This is a genomic window from Pseudomonas sp. RIT-PI-r, assembly GCF_001297015.1.
Taxonomy (GTDB): domain Bacteria; phylum Pseudomonadota; class Gammaproteobacteria; order Pseudomonadales; family Pseudomonadaceae; genus Aquipseudomonas.
Genome location: NZ_LIGE01000036.1, coordinates 124,227 through 150,991, shown reverse-complemented (window position 1 = coordinate 150,991; position 26,765 = coordinate 124,227). Strand labels below are relative to the sequence as shown.

The 26,765-nt window shown below is 57.9% G+C and carries 23 protein-coding genes; 16 read left to right on the top strand and 7 right to left on the bottom strand.

Annotated elements, in window-relative coordinates; translation table 11 throughout:
• Positions 1-2: 2 nt before the first annotated feature.
• The 5 genes from AK821_RS21090 (at position 3) to fabF (ending at position 6,844) form a co-directional block, all read left to right on the top strand.
• A complete protein-coding gene (locus tag AK821_RS21090) occupies positions 3-1,859 on the top strand; it encodes a glycosyltransferase family 4 protein (RefSeq protein ID WP_064391426.1) in 1,857 nt (618 codons plus the stop codon).
• Between the two features lie 11 nt (positions 1,860-1,870).
• Entirely contained in the window at positions 1,871-3,997 is a 2,127-nt protein-coding gene (locus tag AK821_RS21085; RefSeq protein WP_161806666.1) for a glycosyltransferase family 61 protein, read from the top strand.
• Between the two features lie 196 nt (positions 3,998-4,193).
• Entirely contained in the window at positions 4,194-4,529 is a 336-nt protein-coding gene (locus AK821_RS21080; RefSeq protein WP_064391424.1) for a ComEA family DNA-binding protein, read from the top strand.
• 214 nt (positions 4,530-4,743) lie between these two features.
• Positions 4,744-5,547, top strand: a complete 804-nt coding sequence (locus AK821_RS21075; RefSeq protein ID WP_064391423.1) for an SDR family NAD(P)-dependent oxidoreductase — start codon at positions 4,744-4,746, stop codon at positions 5,545-5,547.
• 22 nt (positions 5,548-5,569) lie between these two features.
• Positions 5,570-6,844, top strand: a complete 1,275-nt coding sequence (gene fabF, locus AK821_RS21070; protein WP_064391422.1) for a beta-ketoacyl-ACP synthase II — start codon at positions 5,570-5,572, stop codon at positions 6,842-6,844.
• Here the strand turns inward: fabF and AK821_RS21065 are convergent.
• The 3 genes from AK821_RS21065 to eat form a co-directional block, all read right to left on the bottom strand.
• The gene (locus AK821_RS21065; RefSeq protein ID WP_064391421.1) at positions 6,841-7,398 is read right to left on the bottom strand and encodes a TetR/AcrR family transcriptional regulator; all 558 of its coding nucleotides are present in this window, start codon (positions 7,396-7,398) and stop codon (positions 6,841-6,843) included. The genes fabF and AK821_RS21065 overlap by 4 nt on opposite strands.
• A gap of 138 nt (positions 7,399-7,536) precedes the next feature.
• A complete protein-coding gene (locus AK821_RS29620; protein WP_080896048.1) occupies positions 7,537-7,704 on the bottom strand; it encodes a DUF2897 family protein in 168 nt (55 codons plus the stop codon).
• A gap of 222 nt (positions 7,705-7,926) precedes the next feature.
• Entirely contained in the window at positions 7,927-9,291 is a 1,365-nt protein-coding gene (eat, locus tag AK821_RS21060; protein WP_064391420.1) for an ethanolamine permease, read from the bottom strand.
• Positions 9,292-9,632: 341 nt separating this feature from the next.
• Between eat and kdpF the strand changes: the two genes are divergently transcribed.
• The 6 genes from kdpF (at position 9,633) to AK821_RS21030 (ending at position 18,029) form a co-directional block, all read left to right on the top strand.
• Positions 9,633-9,722: a K(+)-transporting ATPase subunit F gene (gene kdpF / locus AK821_RS21055; protein ID WP_007899818.1), complete on the top strand. Its 90-nt coding sequence runs from the start codon at positions 9,633-9,635 to the stop codon at positions 9,720-9,722.
• An 8-nt stretch (positions 9,723-9,730) separates the two neighbouring features.
• Entirely contained in the window at positions 9,731-11,425 is a 1,695-nt protein-coding gene (gene kdpA, locus AK821_RS21050) for a potassium-transporting ATPase subunit KdpA (protein ID WP_064391419.1), read from the top strand.
• Positions 11,426-11,435: 10 nt separating this feature from the next.
• Entirely contained in the window at positions 11,436-13,493 is a 2,058-nt protein-coding gene (gene kdpB, locus AK821_RS21045; RefSeq protein WP_064391418.1) for a potassium-transporting ATPase subunit KdpB, read from the top strand.
• Positions 13,494-13,950: 457 nt separating this feature from the next.
• A complete protein-coding gene (gene kdpC / locus AK821_RS21040; RefSeq protein ID WP_064391417.1) occupies positions 13,951-14,496 on the top strand; it encodes a potassium-transporting ATPase subunit KdpC in 546 nt (181 codons plus the stop codon).
• A 137-nt stretch (positions 14,497-14,633) separates the two neighbouring features.
• A complete protein-coding gene (locus AK821_RS21035) occupies positions 14,634-17,285 on the top strand; it encodes a sensor histidine kinase (RefSeq protein ID WP_064391416.1) in 2,652 nt (883 codons plus the stop codon).
• Between the two features lie 48 nt (positions 17,286-17,333).
• Positions 17,334-18,029 carry a response regulator gene (locus AK821_RS21030; RefSeq protein WP_064391415.1) on the top strand — a complete coding sequence of 232 codons (696 nt, stop codon included), beginning with the start codon at positions 17,334-17,336 and terminating at the stop codon, positions 18,027-18,029.
• Between the two features lie 83 nt (positions 18,030-18,112).
• Here AK821_RS21030 and AK821_RS21025 read toward each other — a convergent pair whose 3' ends face one another.
• Positions 18,113-19,153, bottom strand: a complete 1,041-nt coding sequence (locus tag AK821_RS21025) for a patatin-like phospholipase family protein (protein ID WP_064391414.1) — start codon at positions 19,151-19,153, stop codon at positions 18,113-18,115.
• Positions 19,154-19,370: 217 nt separating this feature from the next.
• On the opposite strand from AK821_RS21025, the gene AK821_RS21020 reads away from it, so the two are divergent.
• The 3 genes from AK821_RS21020 to AK821_RS21010 all read left to right on the top strand — a co-directional run bounded on the left by AK821_RS21020 (position 19,371) and on the right by AK821_RS21010 (position 21,517).
• Entirely contained in the window at positions 19,371-19,649 is a 279-nt protein-coding gene (locus tag AK821_RS21020; protein ID WP_007908543.1) for a hypothetical protein, read from the top strand.
• Between the two features lie 79 nt (positions 19,650-19,728).
• Complete coding sequence (locus AK821_RS21015; RefSeq protein WP_064391413.1) at positions 19,729-20,496, top strand: CHAD domain-containing protein; 768 nt, start codon at positions 19,729-19,731, stop codon at positions 20,494-20,496.
• A gap of 226 nt (positions 20,497-20,722) precedes the next feature.
• On the top strand, positions 20,723-21,517 hold the full coding sequence (locus tag AK821_RS21010) for an acyl-CoA thioesterase (RefSeq protein ID WP_064391412.1): 795 nt from the start codon (positions 20,723-20,725) through the stop codon (positions 21,515-21,517).
• A 1-nt stretch (position 21,518) separates the two neighbouring features.
• Here AK821_RS21010 and AK821_RS21005 read toward each other — a convergent pair whose 3' ends face one another.
• From AK821_RS21005 to AK821_RS20995, 3 genes are all read right to left on the bottom strand, one after another.
• Positions 21,519-21,884, bottom strand: a complete 366-nt coding sequence (locus AK821_RS21005) for an Mpo1-like protein (RefSeq protein ID WP_064391411.1) — start codon at positions 21,882-21,884, stop codon at positions 21,519-21,521.
• A gap of 187 nt (positions 21,885-22,071) precedes the next feature.
• The gene (locus tag AK821_RS21000) at positions 22,072-23,553 is read right to left on the bottom strand and encodes a methyl-accepting chemotaxis protein (RefSeq protein ID WP_064391410.1); all 1,482 of its coding nucleotides are present in this window, start codon (positions 23,551-23,553) and stop codon (positions 22,072-22,074) included.
• Positions 23,554-23,728: 175 nt separating this feature from the next.
• Positions 23,729-24,535 (bottom strand): TatD family hydrolase, encoded by an 807-nt coding sequence (locus AK821_RS20995; RefSeq protein ID WP_064391409.1) that lies wholly within the window; start codon positions 24,533-24,535, stop codon positions 23,729-23,731.
• A 236-nt stretch (positions 24,536-24,771) separates the two neighbouring features.
• Here AK821_RS20995 and AK821_RS20990 point away from each other — a divergent pair, with 236 nt between their 5' ends.
• Both AK821_RS20990 and AK821_RS20985 read left to right on the top strand, forming a co-directional pair.
• Positions 24,772-26,193, top strand: a complete 1,422-nt coding sequence (locus AK821_RS20990; protein ID WP_064391408.1) for a transglycosylase SLT domain-containing protein — start codon at positions 24,772-24,774, stop codon at positions 26,191-26,193.
• Between the two features lie 111 nt (positions 26,194-26,304).
• Positions 26,305-26,739 (top strand): DoxX family protein, encoded by a 435-nt coding sequence (locus AK821_RS20985; RefSeq protein ID WP_064391407.1) that lies wholly within the window; start codon positions 26,305-26,307, stop codon positions 26,737-26,739.
• Positions 26,740-26,765 lie beyond the last annotated feature (26 nt).

Sequence of the window (26,765 nt, the reverse complement as noted above, 5' to 3'; positions counted from 1 at the left end):
GAATGCAAAAACTAATAAATAATATGATCGAACATTTCAAGTCTGTCGCTCGCGATTGTGTTTTTAAGATTATCAAAAAACAACCTGAAAAGTTAGATGCAGTCAAAATGGCATGCACAGAGCTACTTGACAAAAACTTCTATCTGGAGAGGTATCCAGATATTGCTGAAGCGAATGCCGACCCACTTTTACATTACATCGAATGTGGTTTCGCAGAAGGGCGGTGGCCGCTTTCAATTGATAATTCTGATGCCGGTCGCAGAATTCAAAAGGCTCTTGAATTCGACCCCTTGAACAGCATGGCTGTAAAGTTGAACCTGATGTTGAGTCTTGGGGCGTCAGACCCTGAAACCGTCAGGCGTGGTCTGGAGTGGTTTAAGGGAGGGGTGGCAACACCTGAGTTGATTGAGTTGCATCGTCAGTTAATTGAAGATTCAGCTGTCACGCTGTTCATCAATCAATATCTTTATTCGAATAGATTTTCCGAGTTGCACTGCATTTTAATTGATTTTCAGGACTTGCTCCCGGAATCAGGCAAGATCAAAGTGGCACTCGCGTTGTGCGTGTTCAGGCTTGGTCGGCTAGAGGCTGCGGGTAAAGCCCTCGCAGAACTGGCCGAGATACCTTCGGCATTTGAAGGCTTGGTTTTGGAAGCGACCAAGACTATCGCTGAAGCAAAAATAGTCAATACAGCGTTGCCTAGCGATTCGCGGATCCTTTTGTTGGACTCGTCGTTTCCGTCCAAAGTATCTTCTTTCCGGTATGGTGAGTTTAAAAGTTATCTCGCAGAAATTGACGAATGCTCAATACAGGTGCGACCGGATGATTTGTCCAAGTATGGCGAGCCATTGCCATTTCACACTCAGGTAGAGCAATTTAGAAAGATAAGTGGGCTGCCAGCAGATCGGATTCGGTATTTCGATGCGGACTTCATTGGCAGTCCAAAAGTTGCGTATTGCGTTTTCTTGAACCTGGCAGATTATTTTTATAGTCAGATAGGCCTGCCGAGTGCAGAACACCTCTTGTTTACCCTGTATCCGGGTGGTGGGTTCAATTTGAATGACGAGGTTTCGGACAAGAAACTTCGTAAGCTATGCGACAATCCGAAGCTGACAAAGATTATTACAACGCAAAACGTCTCCTATAGATATCTGGTTGAAGGCGGTTTTTGTGACCCGGACCGAATCCTGCATATATATGGTGGTATTATTCCTAATATTTATACACTGGACGATAAAGTTCCGGTGGTGAAGAATCTGGATAAACCTCTCGATGTATGTTTTGTCGCTCAAAAATATTCAGCGACCGGTGCGGAAAAGGGATATGACGTATTTGTCGATGTGGTCAGAAAGTTTGCAAATTCAGCGGATATCCGTTTTCACGTGGTGGGTGGATTCGATGAAAAAACCATAGATTTGGGTGATGTTGGTAATATCACATTCCATGGGACGCAACCTGCGAGTTTCTTCGACGGGTTTTACACACAAATGGATTTGATTCTGTCTCCGAATATTCATGCCAGTGCTTTGGACCCTTCTCAATCGGATTCATTTGATGGGTTTCCGACAACCGCTGTTGTGGAGGCGGGTTTGAAAGGGGTCGCTGTTTTTCTTAGCGATTTCAAAAAAATGAACTTTCATCTCGATGGCAGTCGCATTTTCAAAGACAATGAGATGAAAATCATTGACCGAAATCCTGATTTGATCAGTCAAGTGATTGACGGTTATCTGTCAGATCGACAAGCATTGATGGAACTCGGGCAAAACGGAAGACGTGCGATTTTGAGAGAGTTTGGTTATGAGGTGCAGATGCGCCCCAGGATTGAACTGCTCAACAAATGTCTTTCCACTACTTGTTGAGGTTGCTGGCGATGAAGTTTTCATTCGTTAAACGTCTTTTAATAAGAATCCCGCTGCTACGTCGTGTACTTGCAAAACGTTTGGCTGCTGAAACAAAAGAAGTTACTGATAATCTGGATGCTCGCCTGGCGCTTGTTCGGCCGTATTTTGATATGGATTACTGGTTGCGCAACCATCAACAAGGCGCCGTTGGCTCAAGTGAACCGGTGGTTGATTTTGTCAAGAGCGGATTTAGCATAGACGGTAGCCCTCATCCATTGTTCGACAATGGTTATTACCTGGCACAGTTGCCGGGTGTGCAATGGCTTGATATTACTCTTTTGGAACATTATGTTCTGGAAGGTGCCGCGGCGGGCCTTGATCCTTCGCCGTTCTTTTCGACACGTTATTATTATGATTCTTACCCCGATATCGAAGCGGCGAATATAAACCCTCTGTTGCACTATATACACTCTGGTATTCATGAAGGCCGTGAGCCGCTGGCGATTGCAAAGCTGGTTTCAGGTCCTTATTTCTACGATGGCTTGTCTGACACGGTTGAAAACGAATACGCCATGGCCTATCAGGCCTTACATAGCGCTTCGCTAAAAGATTTTCATCAAACCATAAAGCACTTGCGATTTGCCAAACGTTATATCCCCGCGGCGCTTTATTTAAAAGTTGCCGGTATGTGTTTTTGTTTGGCCGGGCGTTTTTTCTATGCTGAACGCATCTTCAAAGGGTTATCGCAAAATCCTGGAATTTTGGACTCTGAAAACCTGTATTCATATGTGTTGACAAAGGCAGGGGAAATTGCGGAAGGGCGAGGTGACAAAGATCTGGCTTATAGAAATTTTTTCTTGGCCAATCGGCGTGGATATGAATCGGCTGGGCGTGCCTTGATAAGATTGGCTCGGGAATATTTCAATCAAGGCAAGCCTGCTGAAGCGTTACGTTTAATTGGTGAAAGCAATTTCAAGAAAGGAGATTTTGGCACAAACGTCCTGAGCATGCGTTCAATCAAAACCCATTGCAACGAGTTTGGTTTTTCGTATGACGAGATTTTGCCTGCACGCCCGATTGTTTTCTCGTCATTGAGTTTTCTTGAGGAAGCTCCACAGCTTACTTCTGAAGCTGGAGATCTTTTAGCTCCTCCATTCTATATAGCAATCATGGAGAATATCGCTGCTATCACACGATGCAATGTCGTCATCAGTAATCATCAGCTCGTATTGGATGGTATTAACCATCCCGTTTTTCAACGTTCGGGATTGGGTGATATATACGATAAAGAAAATATTGTTCTCTCACGAAGGGGAGAACACGCTTTGGTGCAATGGCCAAATACGCAACCCATGGTGATCGATCATGGATTAAAAATGTTTGGTGTCCAAAGTGGGAATTATGGGCATTGGTTTCTAGAGTTTCTACCTAGAATGCTAGCGTTTGACACTGATTTCTGCGATGACGGATTTTCAATTGTGGTCGACGCGAGCATGCCCCAGTCACATCTGGATTCGCTCTCCCTGCTGAATTCAAAAAACAGACCCATTGTCGTCTTGCCGGCTAATACAGCCGTCAACTTTTCCAGGCTTGCTGTTGCTCCGGTTCCCGCCTTTTTTCCTTTGGATGTGGAAGACGGAGTGGCTTATGACACAGTGTGGCCACGTGATATTTTTTCCCAACTCAAATCCAAAATCATTCAAGGGCTGGAAAGGGAAAAATTTGTATTCTCGGAAAAACCGACACGCTTGTTTCTCTCCAGACGTGGGTTTAGCAGTCGTCAGTTGGTGAATGAACTCGAGTTGGAGAAAGTGCTTCAGGACTTTGGGTTCACGACGATATACCCAGAAACCATGAGTTTCTCCGAGCAAGTAGATGCATTTCAATCCGCCGAGATTGTGGTTGGATCGTGTAGTTCGGCGCTTACTAATGCAATTTTCTGTAATGCAGGGGCGCGCATCGTTGCAATGATAAACGATTGCCTGGATTTCAACTTTCGCGGTTACGCGAGTTTTATCGAGTCAGGTGGTGCCGAAATCATGTTTGTGCGCGGGGTATCATGTCCGGATCAAGCCTCAGTGCATCGCTATCATCGTAGTTATGTGATTTCGACTGACGCGTTTTCCAAGGCATTGCAATGGGCGCTTCATCAATGACAGCCTGTCTGACGTGATGGTGTGCGGGGGGGGGCACTGGGAATCTGCTGGCGATGCGAGCATTGGATAATCCCTCATGTGGATTATTCAATGTTTGGTAACAAGCTCGGTTTTGACATCCGCCAAGGGTCACCTAGATTTCAGGTGCAGCTTAGGAAAAGCTGTTTCCTCAAATCGATGTAAAGGAGTGTCACTCATGCGTACCGGTTGCTTCAACTCTCTGATTTTCGCCCTGCTCACTAGCGCCTCGCTCGCCGTATTTGCGGCGCCTGTGGCAATATTAGACATTCCTCAATCGCAAATGGCCGTGGACGCAACAACACCTGCCCAGAGTGCGAAAATCGATCTCAACAACGCAGACGCGCCGACCTTGCAGAAGGAGCTGTCCGGCGTAGGTGAAGCCAAGGCCAAGGCAATTGTTGCATATCGAGAAACAAACGGGCCATTTGCGTCAGTGGATGAGTTGCTGGAAGTGAAAGGAATCGGCAAGGCGATTCTGGATCGCAATCGTGAAAAGCTGGAAGTGAACTAAACTAAATTTTCCAAGCCATGAGGCCGGTCATTGACCGGCCTTTTTTCTTTTGTCACTACACAGACGGACCGCAAGGTTATAAACACGTTTAGTTGGACAATGAAAAATTACGGCTATCATATGAGCTTTGGATTATGCCTATAATAAATTGCCGCCGCTGACTGCCTGTTCCTCCAGCGGCCTTTCCATTTCGAGCATTTTCAGGAGTACCGGCATGAATTCCGCAAAAAACCCAGGTGTCGCTCTCGTCACTGGCGCTTCTTCCGGCATCGGTGCGATTTACGCCGAGCGGCTGGCCGCACGCGGTTTTGATTTGCTGTTGGTTGCCCGTGATCAGGAACGTCTGGAGATCGCCGCAGATAAATTGCGCGATGCGCATGGCGTTCAGGTTGAGGTGCTCAAAGCGGATCTGACGCAAAAAGATGATGTGCTAAAACTTGAGCAGCGCTTGCGCGGCGATTCGAGCATCAGCCTGCTGGTCAACAATGCCGGGGTTGCCGCTGACGGTCTGCTGGCCAATGCAGACCTCGATCAGTTGGAGCGCTTGATCCAGTTGAACATCACCGCAGTGACGCGTCTGGCATCGGCGGCCGCAGCGGGTTTTGCCAAGGCCGGACGGGGCACGATCATCAATATCGCCTCGGTAGTGGCGTTGTTTCCCGAGCGCTTCAATGCGGCCTACAGCGCTAGCAAGGCCTATGTGCTGAGCCTGACCCAGTCGCTGAACGCGGAGCTTGAAGGTACTGGCGTGCAAGTCCAGGCCGTGTTGCCGGGTGTAACCCGCACTGAAATCTGGGAACGTTCCGGGATCGATGCCAGTGGCATTCCAGCTGAGATGGTCATGGAGGCCGGTGAAATGGTCGATGCGGCGTTGGCAGGACTGGATCAGGGCGAGTTGATCACCATTCCGTCGTTGCCCGATGCGGACGAGTGGAAGGCCTTCGTAGCCGCGCGGCACGTCATGGCACCGAACCTTTCGCGTAGCTCGGCAGCCCAACGCTACAAGTCAGGCAATTGAATTGATCAGAGGTAACCACGGTATGGATCAGCGTCGAGTAGTGGTCACGGGTATGGGCCTGGTTTCACCGTTGGGCAGCGGTGTCGAAGCGGTTTGGCAGCGCTTGCTGGCCGGTCGCTCCGGTATACGCAATCTGCCGGAAGCGGTGGTCGCGGATCTGCCGACAAGTGTCGGCGGACGGGTGCCGACACTGGAGGAGGATGCCGAGGCCGGTTTTGACCCGGACCGCGCTACCCCACCGAAAGAACAGAAGAAAATGGACCGCTTCATTCTGTTTGCCATGGAAGCGGCCCGACAGGCATTGCAGCAGGCGGGGTGGCACCCCACTGACGCAAACGATCAGGCGCGAACGGCAACCATCATCGGCTCCGGTGTCGGCGGCTTCGGCGCGATTGCCGACGCCGTGCGCACAACCGATAGCCGAGGCCCGCGACGTTTGTCGCCATTCACCATTCCGTCGTTTCTGGTCAATCTCGCCGCAGGTCACGTTTCCATTCAGCATGGTCTGAAGGGCCCGCTCGGCGCACCGGTGACTGCCTGTGCCGCCGGGGTTCAGGCGATTGGCGATGCTGCGCGCTTGATACGCTCCGGTGAAGCGGACATCGCGGTGTGTGGCGGCGCGGAAGCCTGTATCGACCGCGTCAGTCTTGCTGGTTTCGCGGCAGCACGGGCGCTATCGAGCGGCTACAACGACACTCCCGAGCGTGCATCACGCCCCTTCGATAGCGGTCGTGACGGCTTCGTAATGGGCGAGGGCGCCGGCCTGTTGGTGATCGAGTCGCTGGAACACGCATTGGCTCGGGGCGCTCAGCCTCTGGCCGAGCTGGTTGGCTATGGCACCAGTGCCGATGCTTATCATCTGACCGCCGGGCCGGAAGACGGAAGCGGGGCGCGCAGGGCGATGGCGTTGGCGCTGGCACAGGCCGGGGTAGCCCCGGATCAGATACAGCATCTTAATGCTCATGCCACGTCCACACCGGTGGGCGATCTTGGTGAGTTGGCAGCGATCAAGTCGCTCTTTGGCACAGAGAGGAAAATCGCCGTGACCTCCACCAAGTCGTCCACAGGCCACTTGCTGGGGGCGGCGGGTGGTCTCGAGGCGATCTTCACGTTGTTGGCGATCCGCGATCAGGTGGTGCCACCGACGCTCAACTTCGACAATCCTGATCCCGCGAGCGAAGGCGTGGACATCGTCCATGGGCAAGCGCGGCCGATGCCGATCGAATATGCGTTGTCCAACGGCTTCGGTTTTGGCGGGGTCAATGCCAGCGTGTTGTTCAAGCGTTGGCAGGCTTAATCGTCGGACTGTTTGAGGTGGTCGCGGGCAACATCGAGAATGCGTTGCGCAAACTCGGCGTCCGCGACACTGCGTGACAGCAACAGCGCCCCGACCAGTGTCGACATGATGACAATGGCCCGGTCAGCGCTGTTTTCGCCAGTCAGGGTTTCCTCTATCTGCTCCAGCCGCGCATTGAGAATCTTGTCGCTGGTGGGACTTGCCTGGCCACGCAAGCCAAGTTCGGAAGAAATGGTCAGCAGCGGGCATCCCTCATGGGGCGAAGTCAGATGCCATTCAGACAGGTAGGTTTCGATGAATGCCTGGCGAGGGTGTTCCTGAGAAAACAATTCAGCGCATAGACCATCGACCTGATCGCCAGCCTCCTGCAAGGCCTTCTCTACCAACTCGTCCTTGGACTTGAAGTGTGAATAGAAGCCGCCATGGGTCAGCCCCAGTGCTTTCATCAACGGCTGCAGGCCTGTCGCGCCGATGCCGTCCTTGCGGAATCGCGCCGAGGCTTCCTTGATGATGCGCTGATGGGTCTGGGCTTTATGATCCTGCGAGTAACGCATGTGGAGCTCTCCGCAACAATGCCCCCATCTTAACCAAGGAAAATTAAATGGTGACTGTACTTCTACTTCTAAAAAGCATGCAGATAAGTCCGACAGGTCTTTGAAAAACAAACCCCGCCAGTCAGGCGGGGTTTTTTGTCAGCGGTCTTGCGCCTCTTTGGCGTCCGCTTCGGCATTGCGGGCCGCGACGCGTTTGCGTTCTTCATCGGTCAGTTCGACCTTGTTGGCGGTGTCACGCAACATCATCAAACCGCCGACGATCGAGCCGATTGCAACGACCAGAATCAACCAGGCATACCAGGGCATAACGGCTCTCCTTAATGTCAGCGTGACGGACGAGAATTTCGCCGTGCAACACTGCGTACCACTTTTGAGCGAAGTTACTTCGCAGTGGTTCCATTCTAGGCCCGATATCCCTGCTGCACCTTAATTCCCTGTAGGAGCTGCCGCAGGCTGCGATCTTTTGATCTTGTTTCTAAAAAAACAAAGTCAACAGATCGCAGCCTTCGGCAGCTCCTACATGAGGGTCTACTGGCCCGTAAGCATGGCGTCGGCCGGTGCATTGGCACGCAACTGGCCGGTGAGCATGAAGTAGCCGAAGCCTACGGCCATGAAGCCGAGGAAGATCAGCCCGATCAACGTGTTGAACCACGCCATTGCCACCAGACAAACCACCGCCAGCACCAAGGCAATCATCGGAATCAACGGATAGCACGGCGCGCGGAAAGTGCGCTCCAGGTTCGGCTCCGACTTACGCAGTTTGAACAGGCTGAGCATGCTCATGATGTACATCACGATCGCGCCGAACACCGCCATGGTGATCATCGCGGCGGTGAGGGTCATGCCGCCGAGGTTGATCAGACCGTCGCTGTAGATTGCCGCGATGCCAATGACGCCGCCGGCGATGATCGCGCGGTGCGGCGTCTGGAAACGCGACAGTTTCGCCAATGAAGCGGGCAGGTAACCGGCGCGGGCAAGGGCGAAGAATTGTCGCGAATAGCCAAGAATGATCCCGTGGAAACTCGCCACCAGCCCGAACAGGCCAATCCACACCAGCATGTGCAGCCATCCGGAGTTGTCGCCGACCACGGTTTTCATCGCTTGCGGCAGTGGATCGTTGATGTTGGCCAGGGTACGCCAGTCGCCGACACCGCCCGCGAAGAACATCACCCCCATCGCCAGCAACACCAGCGTCAGGATGCCGCTGATGTAGGCTTTGGGAATCGTGCGCTTCGGATCCTTGGCTTCTTCGGCGGCCATTGCCGCACCTTCGATGGCGAGGAAAAACCAGATCGCAAATGGAATGGCAGCGAACATCCCGGCAATCGCCGGTGCGCCAAACACGTCCGAACCCGCCCAACCATTGAGCGCGAAATTGCTGAAGCTGAACGCCGGCGCGACCACGCCCATGAACACCAGCAGTTCAGCCACTGCCAGCACGCAGACGATCAGTTCAAAAGTCGCCGCCAGCTTCACGCCGAGAATGTTCAACCCCATGAACACGATGTACGCGCCGACCGCCGCGTGTTTCGGATCGAGCGCCGGAAACTGCACATTAAGGTAGGCGCCAATCGCCAAGGCAATCGCCGGGGGCGCGAAGACGAATTCGATCAGCGTTGCCAGCCCGGCAATCAATCCGCCTTTTTCGCCGAAAGCGCGACGGCTGTAGGCAAATGGCCCGCCTGCGTGGGGAATGGCGGTAGTGAGTTCGGTGAAGCTGAAAATGAAGCAGGTGTACATGGTCGCGACCATGAACGAAGTCACCAGAAAGCCCAGTGTTCCGGCAACGCCCCAGCCGTAGCTCCAGCCGAAATACTCCCCGGAAATCACCAGCCCGACGGCAATGCCCCACAGGTGCAACGTGCCCAGCGTGGGTTTGAGTTGTGTGTTCATGCGCTTGCTCCCTGAACGGTTTGGAAAGCTCGGGGGAGGGCGTTTGCAGTGGGCGTGCCAGTGCGCTGAAACAAGTCGTAATGAGTTGAAAGCTGTCGTATCGGGGATGTTCGCAGATGGATGGCCCGTATTTATGCGCCAGTTGGGTGCAGTGGTGCCTATTTTGACGCTATCGCGAGCAGGCCTGCACAAACGCCAGAAAACCTCCCCGTAACGCCCGCATAAACCCACTCTTTACGCTTTCTTTATGCACAGCCAACACCCTCGCTCTCGTTCCTTTACAGCCTCCTTTCCGACAATCACTGCACACGCGGCAATACGCCGTAACACGGAGATCTTCCATGAGCGTTCTGGACGGGGTGTCACTGCTATTGGCAGTGGGGCTGTTCATTTATCTGTTGGTTGCGCTGTTGCGCGCGGATCGGAACTAGGAGCGGCTATGCACAGTTATGACTATTGGCTGATCCTCGCGTTTTTTGCGCTGGTCTTGCTGCCGGCGCCGCTGCTCGGGCGCTTTTACTACAAGGTGATGGAAGGTCAGCGCACCTGGCTGACGCCGGTTCTCGGCCCGGTCGAGCGCGGTTGCTATCGCATTGCGGGTGTTGATCCCGAAGCTGAGCAGAGCTGGCAGAAGTACACGCTGGCGCTGCTCGCCTTCAACCTCGCCGGTTTCCTGCTGCTGTTCGCGATCCTGTTGTTTCAGGATCACTTGCCACTGAACCCGCAGAACCTGCCGGGCCAGGAATGGACGCAGGCGTTTAACACCGCGGTCAGTTTCATGACCAACACCAACTGGCAGTCCTACAGCGGTGAAGCGACCCTCAGCTACCTCAGCCAGATGGTCGGCCTCACCGTGCAGAACTTCGTCAGCGCCGCCACCGGCCTCGCCGTGCTGGTCGCGTTGTGCCGTGGTATCGGTCGCAAGTCGACGCAAACCCTCGGCAACTTCTGGGTCGACATGACCCGCGCCACCCTCTACGGCCTGTTGCCGCTGTGCCTGTTGCTGGCGCTGTATCTGGTCTGGCAGGGCGTGCCGCAAACCTTCGCACAGTATGTGAACGCAGTGACGATGCAGGGCGTTGATCAAGTGATTCCGCTGGGTCCGGCGGCCAGTCAGATTGCGATCAAGCAACTGGGCACCAACGGTGGTGGCTTCTTCGGCGTCAACTCGGCGCATCCGTTCGAGAACCCGACCGCGTGGAGCAACTTGTTCGAAGTCGCTTCGATCATTCTGATCCCGGTGGCGCTGGTCTTCACTTTCGGCCATTACGTCAAAGACCTGCGTCAGAGCCGCGCGATCATCGCCTGCATGCTCGCGCTGTTCCTGATCGGCGGAGCGACTTCGCTATGGGCTGAATACCAACCGAATCCGACCCTGAACAACGCTGCCGTCGAACAGACCGCGCCGCTGGAAGGTAAGGAAGCGCGCTTCGGCACCACCGCCACCGTGCTGTGGTCGGTGACGACGACGGCGGCCTCGAACGGCTCGGTCAACGGCATGCACGACAGCCTCAACCCGCTCAGCGGCATGGTCGCGCTGGTCAACATGATGGTTGGCGAAGTGATCTTCGGCGGCGTCGGTGCCGGGCTCTACGGCATGTTGCTCAACGTGCTGATCGCAGTGTTCCTCGCCGGTCTGATGATCGGGCGAACCCCGGAATACCTCGGCAAGAAACTCCAGGCGCGTGAGGTGCAATTGCTGGTGGTGACCTTGCTGGTGATGCCGGTGGGCGTGCTGGTGCTCGGTGCGATTGCCGCTGCGGTTCCCAGTGCTGCAGCAACTATCAGCAACCCCGGCCCGCACGGTTTCAGCCAGTTGCTTTATGCCTACACCTCAGCGAGCGCCAACAATGGTTCGGCATTCGGTGGCCTCAGCGCGAATACGCCGTTCCACAACCTGATGCTGGGCCTGGGCATGTTGATTGGTCGTTTCGGTTACATCCTCCCGGTTCTGGCTTTGGCCGGCAGCCTGGCGATGAAGAAAACCGCACCGATCGGCCAGAACAGCTTCCCGACCCATGGCCCGCTGTTCGTGACCCTGCTGACCGTGACCATTCTGCTTGTGGGCGGCCTGACCTTCCTGCCGACTCTGGCTTTGGGCCCAATCGCCGAACATCTGAGCTTGGGCTTCTGAGGACTTATCGATGAATATGCCCGCAATCAAACCCGCCGCCGTCAAGGCGCCGGAACAAGCGAAAACCGCGATCTCGGCCCTGTGGCGGCCGGCGCTGGTGCAAGCGTTCGTCAAGCTCGACCCTCGGCAACTGAAGCGTTCGCCGGTGATGCTGGTGGTCGAACTGACGGCAATTTTCACCACTGTGCTGTGCTTCATTCCCGATGCCGATGTGCCGACCTTCGTCGCCGCGCAAATTGCATTGTGGCTGTGGTTCACCGTGCTGTTCGCCAACTTCGCCGAAGCCTTGGCCGAAGGCCGTGGCAAGGCCCGCGCCGACAGCCTCAAGGCTGGCAGCGAAGGCCTCAGCGCCCGGCGCAAACAAGCCAATGGCAGCTTTCAGGTGGTGCCCGCGGCGAGTTTGCGCAAAGGCGATGTGGTGCGCGTCGAAGCCGGGGAGATGATCCCCGGTGACGGCGAAGTCATCGAAGGCATCGCGGCGGTCAACGAAGCGGCGATCACCGGTGAATCGGCGCCGGTGATCCGCGAGTCCGGCGGTGACCGCTCGGCCGTCACCGGTAATACCCGACTGGTGTCCGACTGGTTGCTGGTGAAAATCACCGTCAATCCCGGCGAGTCGACGCTCGACCGCATGATCGCGCTGGTCGAAGGCGCCAAACGCCAGAAGACGCCGAACGAAGTCGCGCTGGATATTCTGTTGATCGGCCTGACGTTGATCTTCCTGTTGGTGGTCGTGACCCTGCAACCGTTCGCCCATTTCGCCAACGGCAGCCTGCCGCTGGTGTTTCTGGTGGCACTGCTGGTCACGCTGATTCCGACCACCATTGGCGGTCTGCTTTCGGCGATTGGTATTGCCGGGATGGATCGTCTGGTGCGCCTCAACGTGATCGCCAAGTCCGGCCGTGCGGTGGAAGCGGCGGGTGACGTGCATGTGCTGTTGCTCGACAAGACCGGCACCATCACCTTCGGTAACCGTCGCTGCAGTGCGGTGTATGCCGCGCCCGGTGTGACAGGTCGCGAGCTGGCCGAAGGTGCGCTGTTCGCCTCGCTGGCCGACGAAACCGCTGAAGGTAAATCCATCGTCGAGTACCTGCGTGGCCTGCACCCGCAACCTGAGCCAGCGCCGGAAACCCTGACCGCTGTGCCATTCAGCGCAGAAACCCGGTTGTCCGGCGTCGACTATCAAAGTCGCGTCTACCGCAAAGGCGCGGTGGATTCGCTACTGAGTTTCCTCGGCCAGAAACGCTCCGATCTGGCTCCGGCCCTGTCGCGGGAAATCGACAAGATTGCCCAGAGTGGTGGCACGCCGTTGCTGGTTTGCGCCGACGGCAAACTGCTCGGCGCGATCCATCTCAAAGACGTGGTCAAACCGGGCATTCGCGAGCGCTTCGCCGAACTGCGCAAACTGGGGATTCGCACGGTAATGGTCACCGGCGACAACCCGCTGACCGCTGCTGCGATCGCCGCTGAAGCGGGCGTCGATGACGTCCTCGCCGAAGCCACCCCGGAGAAGAAACTCGCGCGCATTCGTCACGAGCAGAACGACGGGCGTTTGGTGGCGATGTGCGGCGACGGTGCCAACGATGCCCCGGCGCTGGCCCAGGCTGACGTCGGCATGGCGATGAACGACGGCACCCAGGCTGCCCGCGAAGCAGCGAACATGGTCGATCTCGACAGCGACCCGACCAAGCTGCTCGACGTGGTGCAGATCGGCAAGGAATTGCTGGTGACGCGCGGTGCCTTGACGACTTTTTCCATCGCCAACGACGTCGCCAAATACTTCGCGATCCTGCCGGCGCTGTTCGCCTCGATTTACCCGCAGCTTGGCGTGTTGAACATCATGCAGTTGACCAGTCCGCAGAGCGCGATTCTTTCGGCGATTGTTTTCAACGCGTTGATCATCGTCGTGCTGATCCCGCTGGCGTTGCGCGGTGTGCGCGTGCAGGCAGCGAGTGCGGCGGCGTTGTTGCGACGCAATCTGCTGATCTATGGGCTGGGCGGGATTCTGGTGCCGTTCGTGGGGATCAAGGCGATCGACATGCTGCTCACGGCGATGCATCTGGTTTGAGTTTTGAAGAGCCCCTCACCCTAACCCTCTCCCAGAGGGAGAGGGGACTGACCGAGTGGTTAAACAGAGGTACATCGACCTGAATTACCGAGCCGAACTCAGGTTTTGAAAAGCACAAGGATCGGCTCCATTTCTCCTCAGCGACATGAGGGGAGAGGGGACTGACCGAGTGGTTTTTCAGAGTTTCACAGACTTGAGATACCGAGCCGAACTCAGATTTTGAAAAGCACATAAATCGGCTCCCTTTCTCCTCAGCGACATGGGGGGAGAGGGGACTGACCGAGTGGTTTTTCAGAGTTTCACAGACTTGAGATACCGAGCCGAACTCAGATTTTGAAAAGCACATAAATCGGCTCCCTTTCCCCCTCGCCCCCTTGGGGGAGAGGGCTGGGGTGAGGGGGAAAAGAGCTCCCTGACACCCCACCAAAGTTTGCCCAACGAATTCGAGGATCTTGCAATGTCCACAATGATACGTCCCGCCCTCAGCCTGCTGGTGCTGATGACCCTGGTCACCGGCGTCGCCTATCCACTGGTGGTAACCGGTGTCGCGCAAGTCGCATTCCCCGCTCAAGCCAACGGCAGCCTGGTGCATGACGCCGATGGCAAAGTCCGTGGCTCGTCGCTGATCGCCCAGGATTTCGTCGGCGATGCGTGGTTTCACCCACGTCCCTCCGCCGGTGCGTTTGCTACCGTTTCCAGCAGCGCCAGCAACCTGGCACCGAGCAATCCGGCACTCGCCACGCGGGTGATCGATGACGCCAACAAGTTGCAGGTTCCCGGCCAGGGGCCGGTGCCATTGGCCTTGCTGACCACCTCCGGCAGTGGTCTCGATCCGCACTTGCCTCCGGCAGCGATTGCCTATCAACTGGCGCGAGTCGCGGCCGCGCGAGACCTGCCGGTATCGACCTTGCAGCAACTGCTTGATGCGCACATCGAACAGCCGTTGGTGGGGCCGCCGGTGGTGAATGTGCTTGAGCTGAACATGGCACTGGAAAAACTGTAGAAGATGATCGTTCCTACGCTCTGCGTGGGAATGCATCAATGGACGCTCCGCGTCCGCTTTGGTGGGACGCAGAGCGTCCCGGGCTGCATTCCCACGCAGAGCGTGAGAACGATCATCAGGAAGAGAGAACATCAAGCATGAGCGACTCCGGCCGCGCCGACGCACTGTTAGCAGATCTGCCCCGTGACGGCCGTGGCCGCCTGAAGGTTTTCCTCGGCGCCGCCCCTGGTGTCGGCAAAACCTACGCCATGCTCCAGGCCGCCCACACGCAGCTTCGCCAAGGCGTGAAAGTCCTCGCCGGCGTGGTCGAAACCCACGGCCGCGCCGAAACCGAAGCGCTGCTTGGCGGCCTGCCGCAGCAACCGTTGGTGCGCTCGGAATACCGTGGCGTGATGCTCGAAGAAATGGACCTCGACGGCATCCTCGCCGCCAGGCCGAAACTGGTGCTGGTCGATGAACTGGCCCACAGCAACGCCCCCGGCAGCCGTCACGCGAAACGCTGGCAAGACATTCAGGAACTGCTCGCCGCCGGCATCGACGTGTTCACCACGGTCAACGTCCAGCACCTGGAAAGTCTCAACGATCAGGTGCGCGGCATCACGGGTGTGCAGGTTCGCGAAACCCTGCCGGACTGGGTCCTGCAAGAAGCCTACGAACTGTTGCTGATCGACCTGCCGCCGCGCGAATTGCTCGAGCGTCTGCGCGAAGGCAAGGTCTACGTGCCGGAGCAGGCCCGCGCGGCCATCGACGCTTTTTTCACTCAGACCAACCTTACCGCGCTGCGCGAATTGGCGATGCAAACCGCTGCCGCGCAGGTCGATAACGATCTTGCGCAAGGCTATCGTCAACTCGGTCAGGCGGCGCCAGCGGTGCGCGGACGTCTGCTGGTGGGGGTCGATGGCGATGCTCAGGCCGAACGTCTGGTGCGGCATGCCAGTCGCGTCGCTCAGCGTCGGCATTTGCCGTGGAGTCTGGTGCATGTCGACAACGGCAGCGTGCGTGACGAGCAGTCGCGGCTGCGCTTGCAAAGTGCCCAGCAGTTGGCCGAACGCCTCGGCGGTGAAGTGGTTTTACTGCGTGCCGGCGAAGTGGCGAAAACCCTGATCCAGCATGCCGCTGAACGCCGTGCGAGCCTGGTGCTGGTCGGCCAGTCGCGACCACGTTTGCGTCGGCGCCTGTTCGGTGGCGGTCTCGCTGCGCGATTACTGCGGCAGGCGCACGGTCTGGAAATCAACGTCCTCGACAGCGATCAACAACAGCATCAACCACGCCCGCGCAACCCACTGACGCTGGTGTGGTTCGACTATGCGCTGGCGCTGGTCGCGACGGTTTTGGCCAGCGCCTTGGCATGGGCGGTGTCGAGTGTGCTGCCGTTGCCGAACATCTCGCTGGTGTTCCTTGCTGCGGTGTTGCTGGTGGCGGTGCGCAGCAGCCTCGGTCCGGCGTTGGCGTGCGCGGCGTTGTCGTTTCTGACCTACGATTTTCTGTTCATTCCACCGAATTTTTCCTTCAGCATCCAGCGCGAAGAAGACGTGCTGACCCTGCTGTTTTTCCTGCTGATGGCGGCGCTCACCGGCAACCTTGCGGCGCGCCAGCGGCGGCAATTGCAGGCATTGCGCGACACGCAGGAAGAGACCACCGAACTGCTCGACCTGTCGCGCAAACTCACTGCCGCCACCGACCGTCAGGCCGTGGTCAGTGCTGCCGCGCAACACCTCAACGGCTGGAGCGATCTGCAACTGTGCCTGCTCAATCGCGATGGCCAGAACGGCTGGAAAGTCGAGACCGGTGGCCCGCTGCAATTTACCGAGTCCGAACGCGCCGCCGCTGACTGGGCCTGGCAACACGATCAACCGGCGGGCATGGGCCCCGGCCCGCCACCGCTCGGGCGCTGGTGGTGGGGGCCGCTTTCCGTTGAAGCCGGGCCGCTGGCGTTGCTCGGTGTCTGCGCCAAAGAGGGCCAGACCTTGAGCGGTCAGCGTCGGCGCTTGCTCACCGCATTGAGTCAGCCACTGGCGCAAGCGCTGGCCCGTGCGCAACTGGCGGATGATCTCGAAGCCGCACGCCTGCATGGCGAAACCGAGCAATTGCGCAGCGCGTTGCTGGCCTCGGTGTCCCACGACTTGCGCACGCCACTGACCGCTATGCGCGGCAGCATCGACAGCCTGCTGGCGCTGGGCGAAGCGATTCCGCTGGAGGATCGCCGCGAACTGCTCGAAGGCACTCGTGATGAAGCCGAACGCCTCGATCGCTACATTCAGAACCTGCTCGACATGACCCGCCTCGGGCATGGCGCCTTGAAGCTCGCGCGGGACTGGGTGTCGCCGGCGGACATCGTCGGCAGTTCGCTCAATCGGCTGCGCGCGGTGCTGGCGCCGTTGCAGGTCAGTACCGATGTGCCTGGCGAGCTGCCGTTGCTGTTCGTACATGCCGCGCTGATCGAACAGGCGCTGGTCAATGTGCTGGAAAACGCTGCACGGTTCTCGCCGGCCAACGGTCGTCTGGAATTGCGTGCCGGCGCCGCTGACCAAGAGATTTTCTTCTCGGTCAGCGACGAAGGACCAGGGATTCCGGAAGACGAGCGGGCGAAGATTTTCGACATGTTCTACACCGCCGCGCGCGGTGATCGCGGCGGCCAGGGCACCGGTCTTGGCCTCGCGATCTGTCAGGGCATGGTCGGCGCGCACGGCGGGCGGATCAGCGTTGCCGATGGCATCGAAGGGCGCGGCACCTGCATCACCTTGCACCTGCCCTTGCAGACCCAGCCGGGGATGGATGATGAAGCCTGACTTCGCTTGCGCTACTCTCTTGCCACTCTTTTCTGTTGATGTGAATCCATGAGCCAGACCGCGACCATTCTGGTCATCGACGACGAACCGCAGATCCGCAAGTTCCTGCGCATCAGCCTCGCCTCACAGGGCTACAAAGTGCTTGAGGCCGGCACCGGTGCCGAAGGTCTCGCGCAAGCTGCGCTGAACAAACCGGACCTGCTGGTGCTCGATCTCGGCCTGCCGGACATGGACGGCCAGCAAGTGCTGCGCGAGTTTCGCGAATGGGCCACGGCGCCAGTGCTGGTGCTGTCGGTGCGCGCCAGCGAAGGGCAGAAAGTCCAGGCGCTGGATGGCGGCGCCAATGACTACGTGACCAAGCCGTTCGGGATTCAGGAGTTTCTGGCGCGGGTGCGGGCATTGTTGCGCCAGGCCCCGGCAGGCGAGGCGCAGCAAGCGGCGCTGAATTTCGGCCCGCTGACAGTCGATCTGGCGTACCGGCGGGTGCTGCTCGACGGCGTCGAAGTGGCGCTGACCCGCAAGGAATACGCGGTGCTGGCGCAACTGGCGCGGCATCCGGGGCGGGTGATTACCCAGCAACAACTGCTCAAGGATATCTGGGGACCGACGCACACCGAGGACAGCCATTATCTGCGGATTGTGGTGGGGCATTTGCGCCAGAAGCTGGCGGATGATCCGACGCGGCCGCGGTTTATTGTCACTGAAGCCGGGGTTGGCTATCGGCTGTTGGAATCTGCGGGATAGCTAAAAGATCGCAGCCTTCGGCAGCTCCTACATTGGAATGCGTTCCCCTGTAGGAGCTGCCGAAGGCTGCGATCTTTTGATCTTTATTGCTGCTGCTCACTCTCATACCGATCCAGCGTATCCCGCGCAATCTCTCGCCCCAACGCGATCAACTCCGGTGCCTTGTAAAACTCGAAAAACCGGCACACCCGCTTCGGCACGTTGATCAGGATATCCGGCGGATACCCGGCGATCTTGTACTGTGCCAGCGAGGTCTGCATCACCTCGAAACTCTGGTTGATCAAGTCCAGCAGCGACGCCGGCCCGACGTTATCGATGATGAACGAACCGGTCGCGGATTTCGGTGCACCTTCACGTTCGGGCGCGGCGGCCGGTTGCTGGCTCTCCGGCTCGGCGCCTTCGAGCCATGGGTTGATATCTGCCGCCTCGGCGCGCAGTGCTTCCTGTTCCAGCTTCAACAACTGCTCAGCCTGTTTGCGGCGGAACGGCATCTTCGACCCCAACGAATTGATCAGGCTGTCGAATCGCGAGCGGAACGCCGGCGGGCGCTGGATCACCGGCAATTTGTAATGGCGCTGGTTGGTCGAATTGAGATTGACCGCAATGATCAGATCACAGTGACTGGAGACCACTGGCACGATCGGCAATGGATTGAGAATGCCGCCGTCGACCAGCATGCGATTGCCTTGCATGACTGGCGTGAACAGGCTTGGAATCGCTGCCGAGGCGCGCATTGCCTGATGCAGACAACCTTCCTGAAACCAGATTTCCTGTTGATTGGTGAGGTCGGCGGCGACGGCGGTGTAGGGGATGCGCAAGTCTTCGATGTTGATCTCGCCGACGATCTTGCGGATCTGCCCGAAGACCTTCTCGCCACGAATCGCGCCGAGACGAAAACTCACGTCGACCAGCCGCAGCACATCCAGATAGTCGAGACTCTCGATCCAGTTCTTGTATACATCGAGTTTGCCGGCGGCGTAGATCCCGCCGACCACCGCGCCCATCGAACATCCGGCAATGCAGGCGATGTCATAACCGCGTCGTTCAATCTCTTCAATGACCCCGATATGGGCGTAGCCCCGGGCGCCACCGGAGCCCAGCACCAATGCGACACGCTTTTTCATCCAGCTTCCTCCCCGACAAGGTTCCACAATGCACCCATCGCTGGGCGGGCTCAATCGCCATGGTCGTTGAGTGCGCCGGTGACGTCGTTTTTTCGATATTGCATGACCCTTCAGCGCTATCCTTCTCAGTTGCGCGGTTTCACCCGCCGGCAAGGCACTTTTTCGCAGCCTTACCGTCTTACCTGCACGACTGTTGACCTATTTTGAGGTGTGAGTGATGAAAGCCTGGATCTGTGTGCCGTTGATGGCTCTGGCATTGGCCGGTTGCGCCGGTAAAACCGCTTACCGCGACAGCTGTGGCAGCCAGCTCGACGCCGCTTGGCATGAATTGGATCTGGCCAAGGCCGAAGGTTTTGCCGGCACCGTCAGTTATTCCAAGGCGCTGTCGCTGCTGACCGCGGCCAAGACCCAGCAGCAATTCGAGGGCTTTGAAGGTTGCAGCAAGAAAGCCGAGAAGGCGCGCTTCTACATTCGCGAATCCCGCGCCGGGCGCTAAGCTGCTGACGTGAAGCAAGGATGCAGGGTTGGCAAAGCGCCAGACTCATCCCCGAGGCCATTTGAAACGGGAGCAAGAGATGTCTGCGTTGGTTGACCGCTTGGTGGCTCATGTCCTGAGCCTTGAGGTGCGCTTGCTGGCTTGTCAGGCGCGGTTGAGCGCGCGCACCGATCCCGAGGCGCTGCATGATCTGCGCACTACGGTGCGGCGGTTGCGCAGTCTGCTGCGGCCATTGCGCGGTTTGCCCGGTGTCGAGCAACTCGAAGACGCGGCGTCTGCTGTTGGCCAGTTGACCACACCCTGGCGTGATCGCGAGGTGTTGGCGGCGTATCTGCTCAAGCATGATCAGCCGCAAGCTGCGCAACGGCGCATGGCGCAGATGGCGGAGGCTTATCCGGCGCTGGCGGCGAGTGCCGAGGTGGCTTCGCTGCTGATGATTCTCGACGCTTTCCCGCGATTCCTGCGCGCCTCTCAGCGTCAGGGTTTGCTCAAGGGCTTGGGCAAACGCATCGAAAAACGCCTCGGCAAGCAATGGCAGAAACTTGACGAGGCGTTGCATGATCCCGCTCACGACCGTCATCGTCTGCGTCTGTTGATCAAGCGAGTGCGCTACGGCATCGAAGCCTATCCCGAACTGGATCGCTTGCCGCAAGCGGCACTCAAGCGACTGAAGTCTGCGCAAGGCGCGCTGGGCGACTGGCATGATTGCTGGCAATGGCTGGCGAAAGCCGAGCTGGAAGCAGACCTTCAGCCCTGCGTTGCAACCTGGCAGGCGACCATGATCCAGGCTGAAATCAAGGCTGATCGTGTGCTGGAAAAACTCAGTTCAGCCTGTTTCAAATCCTGAAATCACCACAATCCCCTGTAGGAGTGAGCCTGCTCGCGATAGCGGCCTGACACTCAACAAATGTCAGGCCGCTATCGCGAGCAGGCTCACTCCTACAGGGGATCTCCAATGTGGCTGATATTTAATGAAGGCCTTTCTGTCAGCCCATTTGACCGGAATAGACGCTGCGGCGCGGTGCAGGTCTGGTTAAGATCCCTGCATTCCTTTCTCGTTTTCTGAGGTTGCCATGCGCTTTTGCGATCTGCTCGATGCGGTCCGCCGTCAACCGGAACTGACCATTCCTGCCGAATGGGGCCAAGGTCGCGCCAGTTTCGGTGGCCTGGTAGCGGCGCTGCAATACGAAGCCATGCGTGCGCAAGTGCCGGCGGATCGCCCGGTGCGTTCGCTGGCGATCACCTTTGTCGGCCCTGTCGAACCCGAAGTCCCGGTGCGTTTCGAAGTGGACGTGCTGCGCGAAGGCAAAGCGGTCAGCCAGGTCATGGGCCGGGCGATGCAGAATGGCCAGGTGGTGACCATCGTCCAAGGCAGTTTTGGCGCTTCGCGGCCATCGGAGGTTGCCGTCGAAGCGTATCCGGCGCCGTCAATGAAACACTGGGACGAATGCCAGGAGCTGCCTTACATCAAAGGCGTGACCCCGGAATTCATGCGTCATCTGGCGATGCGTTGGAGCGTCGGCGGCATGCCGTTCACCGGCAATCAATCGCGTTTGATGGGAGGCTGGGTGCGCTTGCGTGGGGATGTCAAAGAAGAGCCGGTCAAAGAGGCGCATCTGCTGGCCTTGGTGGATGCGTGGCCACCCGCGTTGTTGCCGTATCTGAAGAAGCCTGCACCGGGCAGCACGCTGACCTGGACCATCGAATTCGTTCAGCCGCTACGTGACTTGAGCACACTGGACTGGTGCCAATATCTAGCCGACATCGAATACGCCGCTGACGGCTACGGCCATGTGGCCGCCAAGCTGTGGAGCTCAGAAGGCGAGTTGATTGCGATGAGTCGCCAGACCGTCACGATCTTCGCCTGACTCAATGCCGACGGTGGCGCTCACGCCAGGCACGCCACCAGCCGCCACTGAGAAAGAAGCGCGGAAAAGTCAGAAACTGCTCGACCAGTAACCGCGACACCGCATCTTTTCGATCACTGAACGGCTCGGAGGCTTGCGCCTCCAGGCGGTGGCCGTGACGCTGCAAACCCAGCGCCGCAACGATGCCGATTACGCCGATGGCCACACTGGCCAGGCTCAGGCTGAAAACCCCGGACACAATCAGCAGAAACGCGACGATGAACAGCGGCACGGCAATCAGGTGCAACACCAGATTAGTCGGGTGTTGATGGTTACCCGGGTACGCGCGCCATTGCCACGCGGGAAGGTTGGGGTGACGTTTGCCCATGTTTTCTACTCCTCGATCCATGTTGAACTCATGGTTGAAGAATAGGCCCGGGCGCGGAGGGCGGCGAATCAAGGTTGGCTATTGGCATCATAGTAATGATGGACAAAAAAGATCGCAGCCTTCGGCAGCTCCTACATTGAAATGCGTACACCTGCAGGAGCTGCCGAAGGCTGCGATCTTTTGATCTTCAAAGTTTCAATTGACCTATGGCCTTGCTCAGTTCCCCAGCCAACGTCGCCAACTCATTACTGGTCGTCGCCGAATCCACGGTCTGCTGCACGGTGTTCTCGGTCACATCACGAATACTCACCACCGCCCGGTTCATCTCTTCGGCAACCTGACTTTGCTGCTCCGCCGCGACGGCAATCTGCGTATTGCTTTCACGCATCTGCGCCACCGCTCCCGTGATTTCCGCCAGCGCCGCGCCGGCCTCTTGCGCTTGCTGCACGCAATCGTCGGCCTTGTACGAACTCTCCTGCATGAAATCCACCGCATCGCGAGTGCCCGCCTGCAAGGCCGACACCATGGTGGTGATCTCGTCGGTGGAGGTTTGCACACGTTTGGCGAGGTTACGCACCTCATCGGCCACTACCGCAAAACCTCGGCCCATCTCACCGGCGCGGGCTGCTTCGATGGCGGCGTTCAACGCCAGCAGGTTGGTCTGCTCGGCGATACTGTGAATCACGCTGACCACGCCGTTGATCTTCTGACTGTCTTCGGCCAGACGCTGGATCATTTCGGCTGTCTGTTGTACGCCGTTGGACAAACCGGCAATCGAATGCTGCACCCGGGCGACCACTTGCTGACCGCTGCCGGCGAGGCCATCGGCAGTCTGCGAAAGATCACGGGTGGCGCCGGCGTGCTGGGCGATGTGATAAACCGTGGCGGTCATTTCGTTGATCGCAGTGGCGGCCTGATCGGTTTCGCTTTGCTGGCCGAGCATGCCATGGCGCACTTCGTTCATGCTCAACGCCAGCCGCGCTGCGCCGATGTCCAGTTGCCGCGCGGTGTTGGCAACGGTGGTCACGACGCGCTGGTAACCAGCCTGCATCGCGTTGAACGCATTGGCCATCTGTCCGACTTCGTCTTTACCGGCCAGCGGCACTCGGGCTGAAAGATCGCCGCTTTTTTCGACGTGGAGCATGACGTCTTTCAAGGTGTTGAGCTGGCTGAGCAGGAAACGGATCAGCAGTTGTGAAGCGCCGAGCATCGCCAGCATCAGGATGAACACCGCCACCGCGTAGTTGGCGAAACGCTCGCTGAACACTTGGCTCAGGCTCGGGCCATGAGCAATCACTGCGACCTGTTGGCCATCGGTGCGGCTGAACACTTCGGCACCCATCAGCAGGTTATCGCCAAACAGCGGCATGTGATTGATGTCGATCCAGCCGTTGTTGTCAGTGATCTCCAGCAGCGGTTGATCATTGAGGCGCGGCGCTTCCCCACGTTTGAAGGTCAGCACCTGATCAGCTTTGGGCAGGGCCAGGCTGGCTGGCCAGGCCTTGAGCAATTGCGCCTGGGTTTGTGCCGAGGCACGTGACGCGTGACTGCGCGCCTGTTGTTCGAGTTGCACGGCGTACAACACCAGCAGCAGGGTGGTGACGAAGGCGACTGCATTGACCGCCCAGAATTTGTATTTCAGCGAGATATTGCTAAGCCAGGCACCCATGGAGGTCTTCTCTGATAGCGGAAACAGTTTTGGCAAGGTGCCATTATTGTGCCGCTATGCAGAGGACTCGATTTGATGTGGGTCAAGAGATCAAAAGATCGCAGCCTTCGGCAGCTCCTACATTGGGATGGCGTACGCCCTGTAGGAGCTGCCGAAGGCTGCGATCTTTTGCGGCTTACGCCAATGCCGGCAGGTTGTAGAACGCACGGGCACACGCGGTGGTGTGTGCCGCCAGATCTTCCTCGGTTTCGCCACGATGCAGCGCCACTTCGCGCAGTACTTCGGTCAGATACGCCGGCTCATTGCGGCCGTTCTTCGGTTTCGGTCGCAAGGTGCGTGGCAGCAAGTACGGCGCGTCACTTTCCAGCATCAAGCGTCCGCGTTTGATCTCTTTCACCAGCGGATGCAGATGCGTGCCACGGCGCTCGTCGCAGATCCAGCCGGTAATGCCGATGTGCAGGTCCAGATCGAGATAGCTGAACAAAGCTTTTTGCTCGCCGGTGAAGCAGTGCACGACAGCGGCGGGCAGTTGATCGCGGAAGTCTTTGAGGATTTCCAGCAAACGCTGGCTGGCATCGCGTTCGTGCAGAAACACCGGCAACTGCAATTCAACGGCCATGGCCAAGTGTTCTTCGAGGACTTTCTCCTGCTGCGGGCGCGGCGAGAAATCGCGGTTGAAATCCAGCCCGCATTCACCCACGGCGACGACGTTGGTTTCCGACAACAAACTGCGCAGACGTCGCGCGCTGTCTGCGTTCCAGTCACTGGCCGAATGTGGATGAATACCGGCGGTAGCGAACAGTCGCTGGCCACCCTCATCGAGTTGCTGGCACAGCTCCAGTGCCTGCTCGCTGCCCTCGACGCTGGTGCCGGTCAGCACCAGTTGGCAGACCCCGGCGGCATAGGCGCGGTCGAGCACGGCCTGGTGTTTGTCGGCGAAACTTGGGTTGGTCAGGTTGACGCCGATATCGATGAGTTGCATGGTTGCTACCTCGGGCCGAAGGCCGGAAAGCATACCAGAGCTGTAGATTCATAAGAAAAGCCAAGAACTACAACGAGTTATAGCTGTCTCTTGAGGCCGCGAGGCAGCCCGGTTTGGCAAAGATGCCATCACTGTGCCAGTCTCTTGCACTTTGCCAGCGCTCAAGGCGCTCTGTTTCCGTCGGTGATTTCGACCGTTCAGTGGTGAAATTGCCCCGTATTCTTTCCGGAGAGTGGATGGTTCGTCCCTCGGTTTTGCTGCTGTTGTGTGCCTCGTTGCTACTGCCGATCACGGCGGTCGCGCGCCTGCCCGGGCCGCTGCAAGCCGTGCCGGCCGCCAAAGTGCGTGACTTGTCCGAGATTCGCAGCAGTCGAGTGTTGCGCGTATTGGTCAACCAGAGCCGCAACAGCTCCGGTGAAGTCCAGGGCCAGGCCATCGGCGTCGAATACCATCGCCTGCGCGCCTTCGAGCAATACCTCAATGGCCACGCCCGTGATGGCCAGGAAATCACCCTCAAGATCATTCCCAAAGCCAAGGATCAACTGCTCGGCGCGCTGCAGCGTGGTGAAGGTGATCTGGTCGCGCCGGGTGAATTGCTCGATTTGCAGCCAGGCTATGCGGTCGCCAGTAGCGAGCCGATCTCCAGCAACGTGCCGCTGGTGCTGGTCGGCATCAGAGGCGAGCGGCGTTACACCAAGGTCGAGCAACTCTCCGGCAAAACCCTGGCGTTGCCCACCGGCAGTGCGGCGGGGGAGGCGGTCAGTCAGCTCAATCAGAAACTGGCGTTGCACAAACTGGCGCCGATCAAGATTGAATGGGTTGATCCGACACTGGCCGTCGAAGACGTGCTGGAGATGGTTCAGGGCGGAATTTTTCATCTGACGATTGTCGAGCAACCGATCGCCGAACGCTGGGGCAAGATTTTGCCGAAGTTGCGTTTCGACCGGCAAGTGATGATCAGTGAGCCGGGCGAGGAGTACTGGTTCGTACGTCGTGATGCTTCGATGCTGCGTGCGAGCATCGATCGCTTTCTCGGTGGTTACAAGAAGCCCTCCAACGAGGACGTAGCGTTTCTGCGCATCTACCGCCGTCTCTATCAAGTCCACTATCCATTGGCCAAGGCTGATCGCCAGCGCCTGGAAAAACTGCGTCCGACCCTGCAAAAGCACGCCCAGGCGCAGAACATGGACTGGCTCAATCTGGCCGCACTGGCGTTCAAGGAATCACGCCTGCAACCCAATGCCCGCAGCGGCAGTGGCCCGACCGGGCTGATGCAGATCACGCCTTCCGCCGCTCAGCGAGTCGGCGTGAACAACATTCAGAATCTCGATGCGAATGTGCAGGCTGGGGCCAAATATCTGGCGATGATCCGCCGCAAATTCTTCAACAGCCCCAAGCTCAATGAGCGCGAACGCATGGCCTTCACTCTGGCGGCCTACAACATCGGCCCCGAGCGCGTGCAGGGTATGCGCGCTGAGGCCCGACGCCGGGGGCTGAATCCCAATCAGTGGTTCTTTCAGGTCGAGCGAATCGCCATGGAGCAGGTGGGAATGGGGCCGGTCAGCTATGTTAATAGCGTGAACAAGTACTACTTGGCGTTCGACCGGGAGCGGGAGTCGTTGGAGCCCGGGGCGCAGAAAGTCGTCTCACGTAAATGATCTAATAATTTGATTGTTATGGCGGAATATTTGCGCTTTTAACATGAGATTTACTGATTAATATAGCGGCCAACCAACACACAACACTTTTCGCAAAACAAGGAATGCCCCATGAACTCTCTGATCAACAAAGTCCTGTTCACCCGCGCCGGCTACGGTCTGACCATCCTGCGCATCGCTGTCGGCGTGATCTTCGCAGCTCACGGCTCGCAAAAACTCTTCGGTCTGTTCGGTGGTTATGGTCTGGCAGGCACGGCGCAGTACATGGACAGCATCGGCCTGCACCCGGGTTACGTGATGGCCACGCTGGCCGGCGGTACCGAGTTCTTCGCCGGCCTGGCCTTGATCATCGGCTTGCTGGTGCGTCCTGCGGCGTTGGGCCTGACCTTCCTGTCGCTGGTGGCGATCTTCACCGTACACATCAGCAACGGTTTGTTCATGGCCAACAACGGTTATGAGTTCGCTCTGGCCCTGCTGGGTGGCAGCCTCGCGGTACTGATCGAAGGCGCCGGCAAGCTTTCGGTGGATCGCGCCATCGCCGGTTGAAGGCTCTGGCTCAAGGAAAAGGCCCG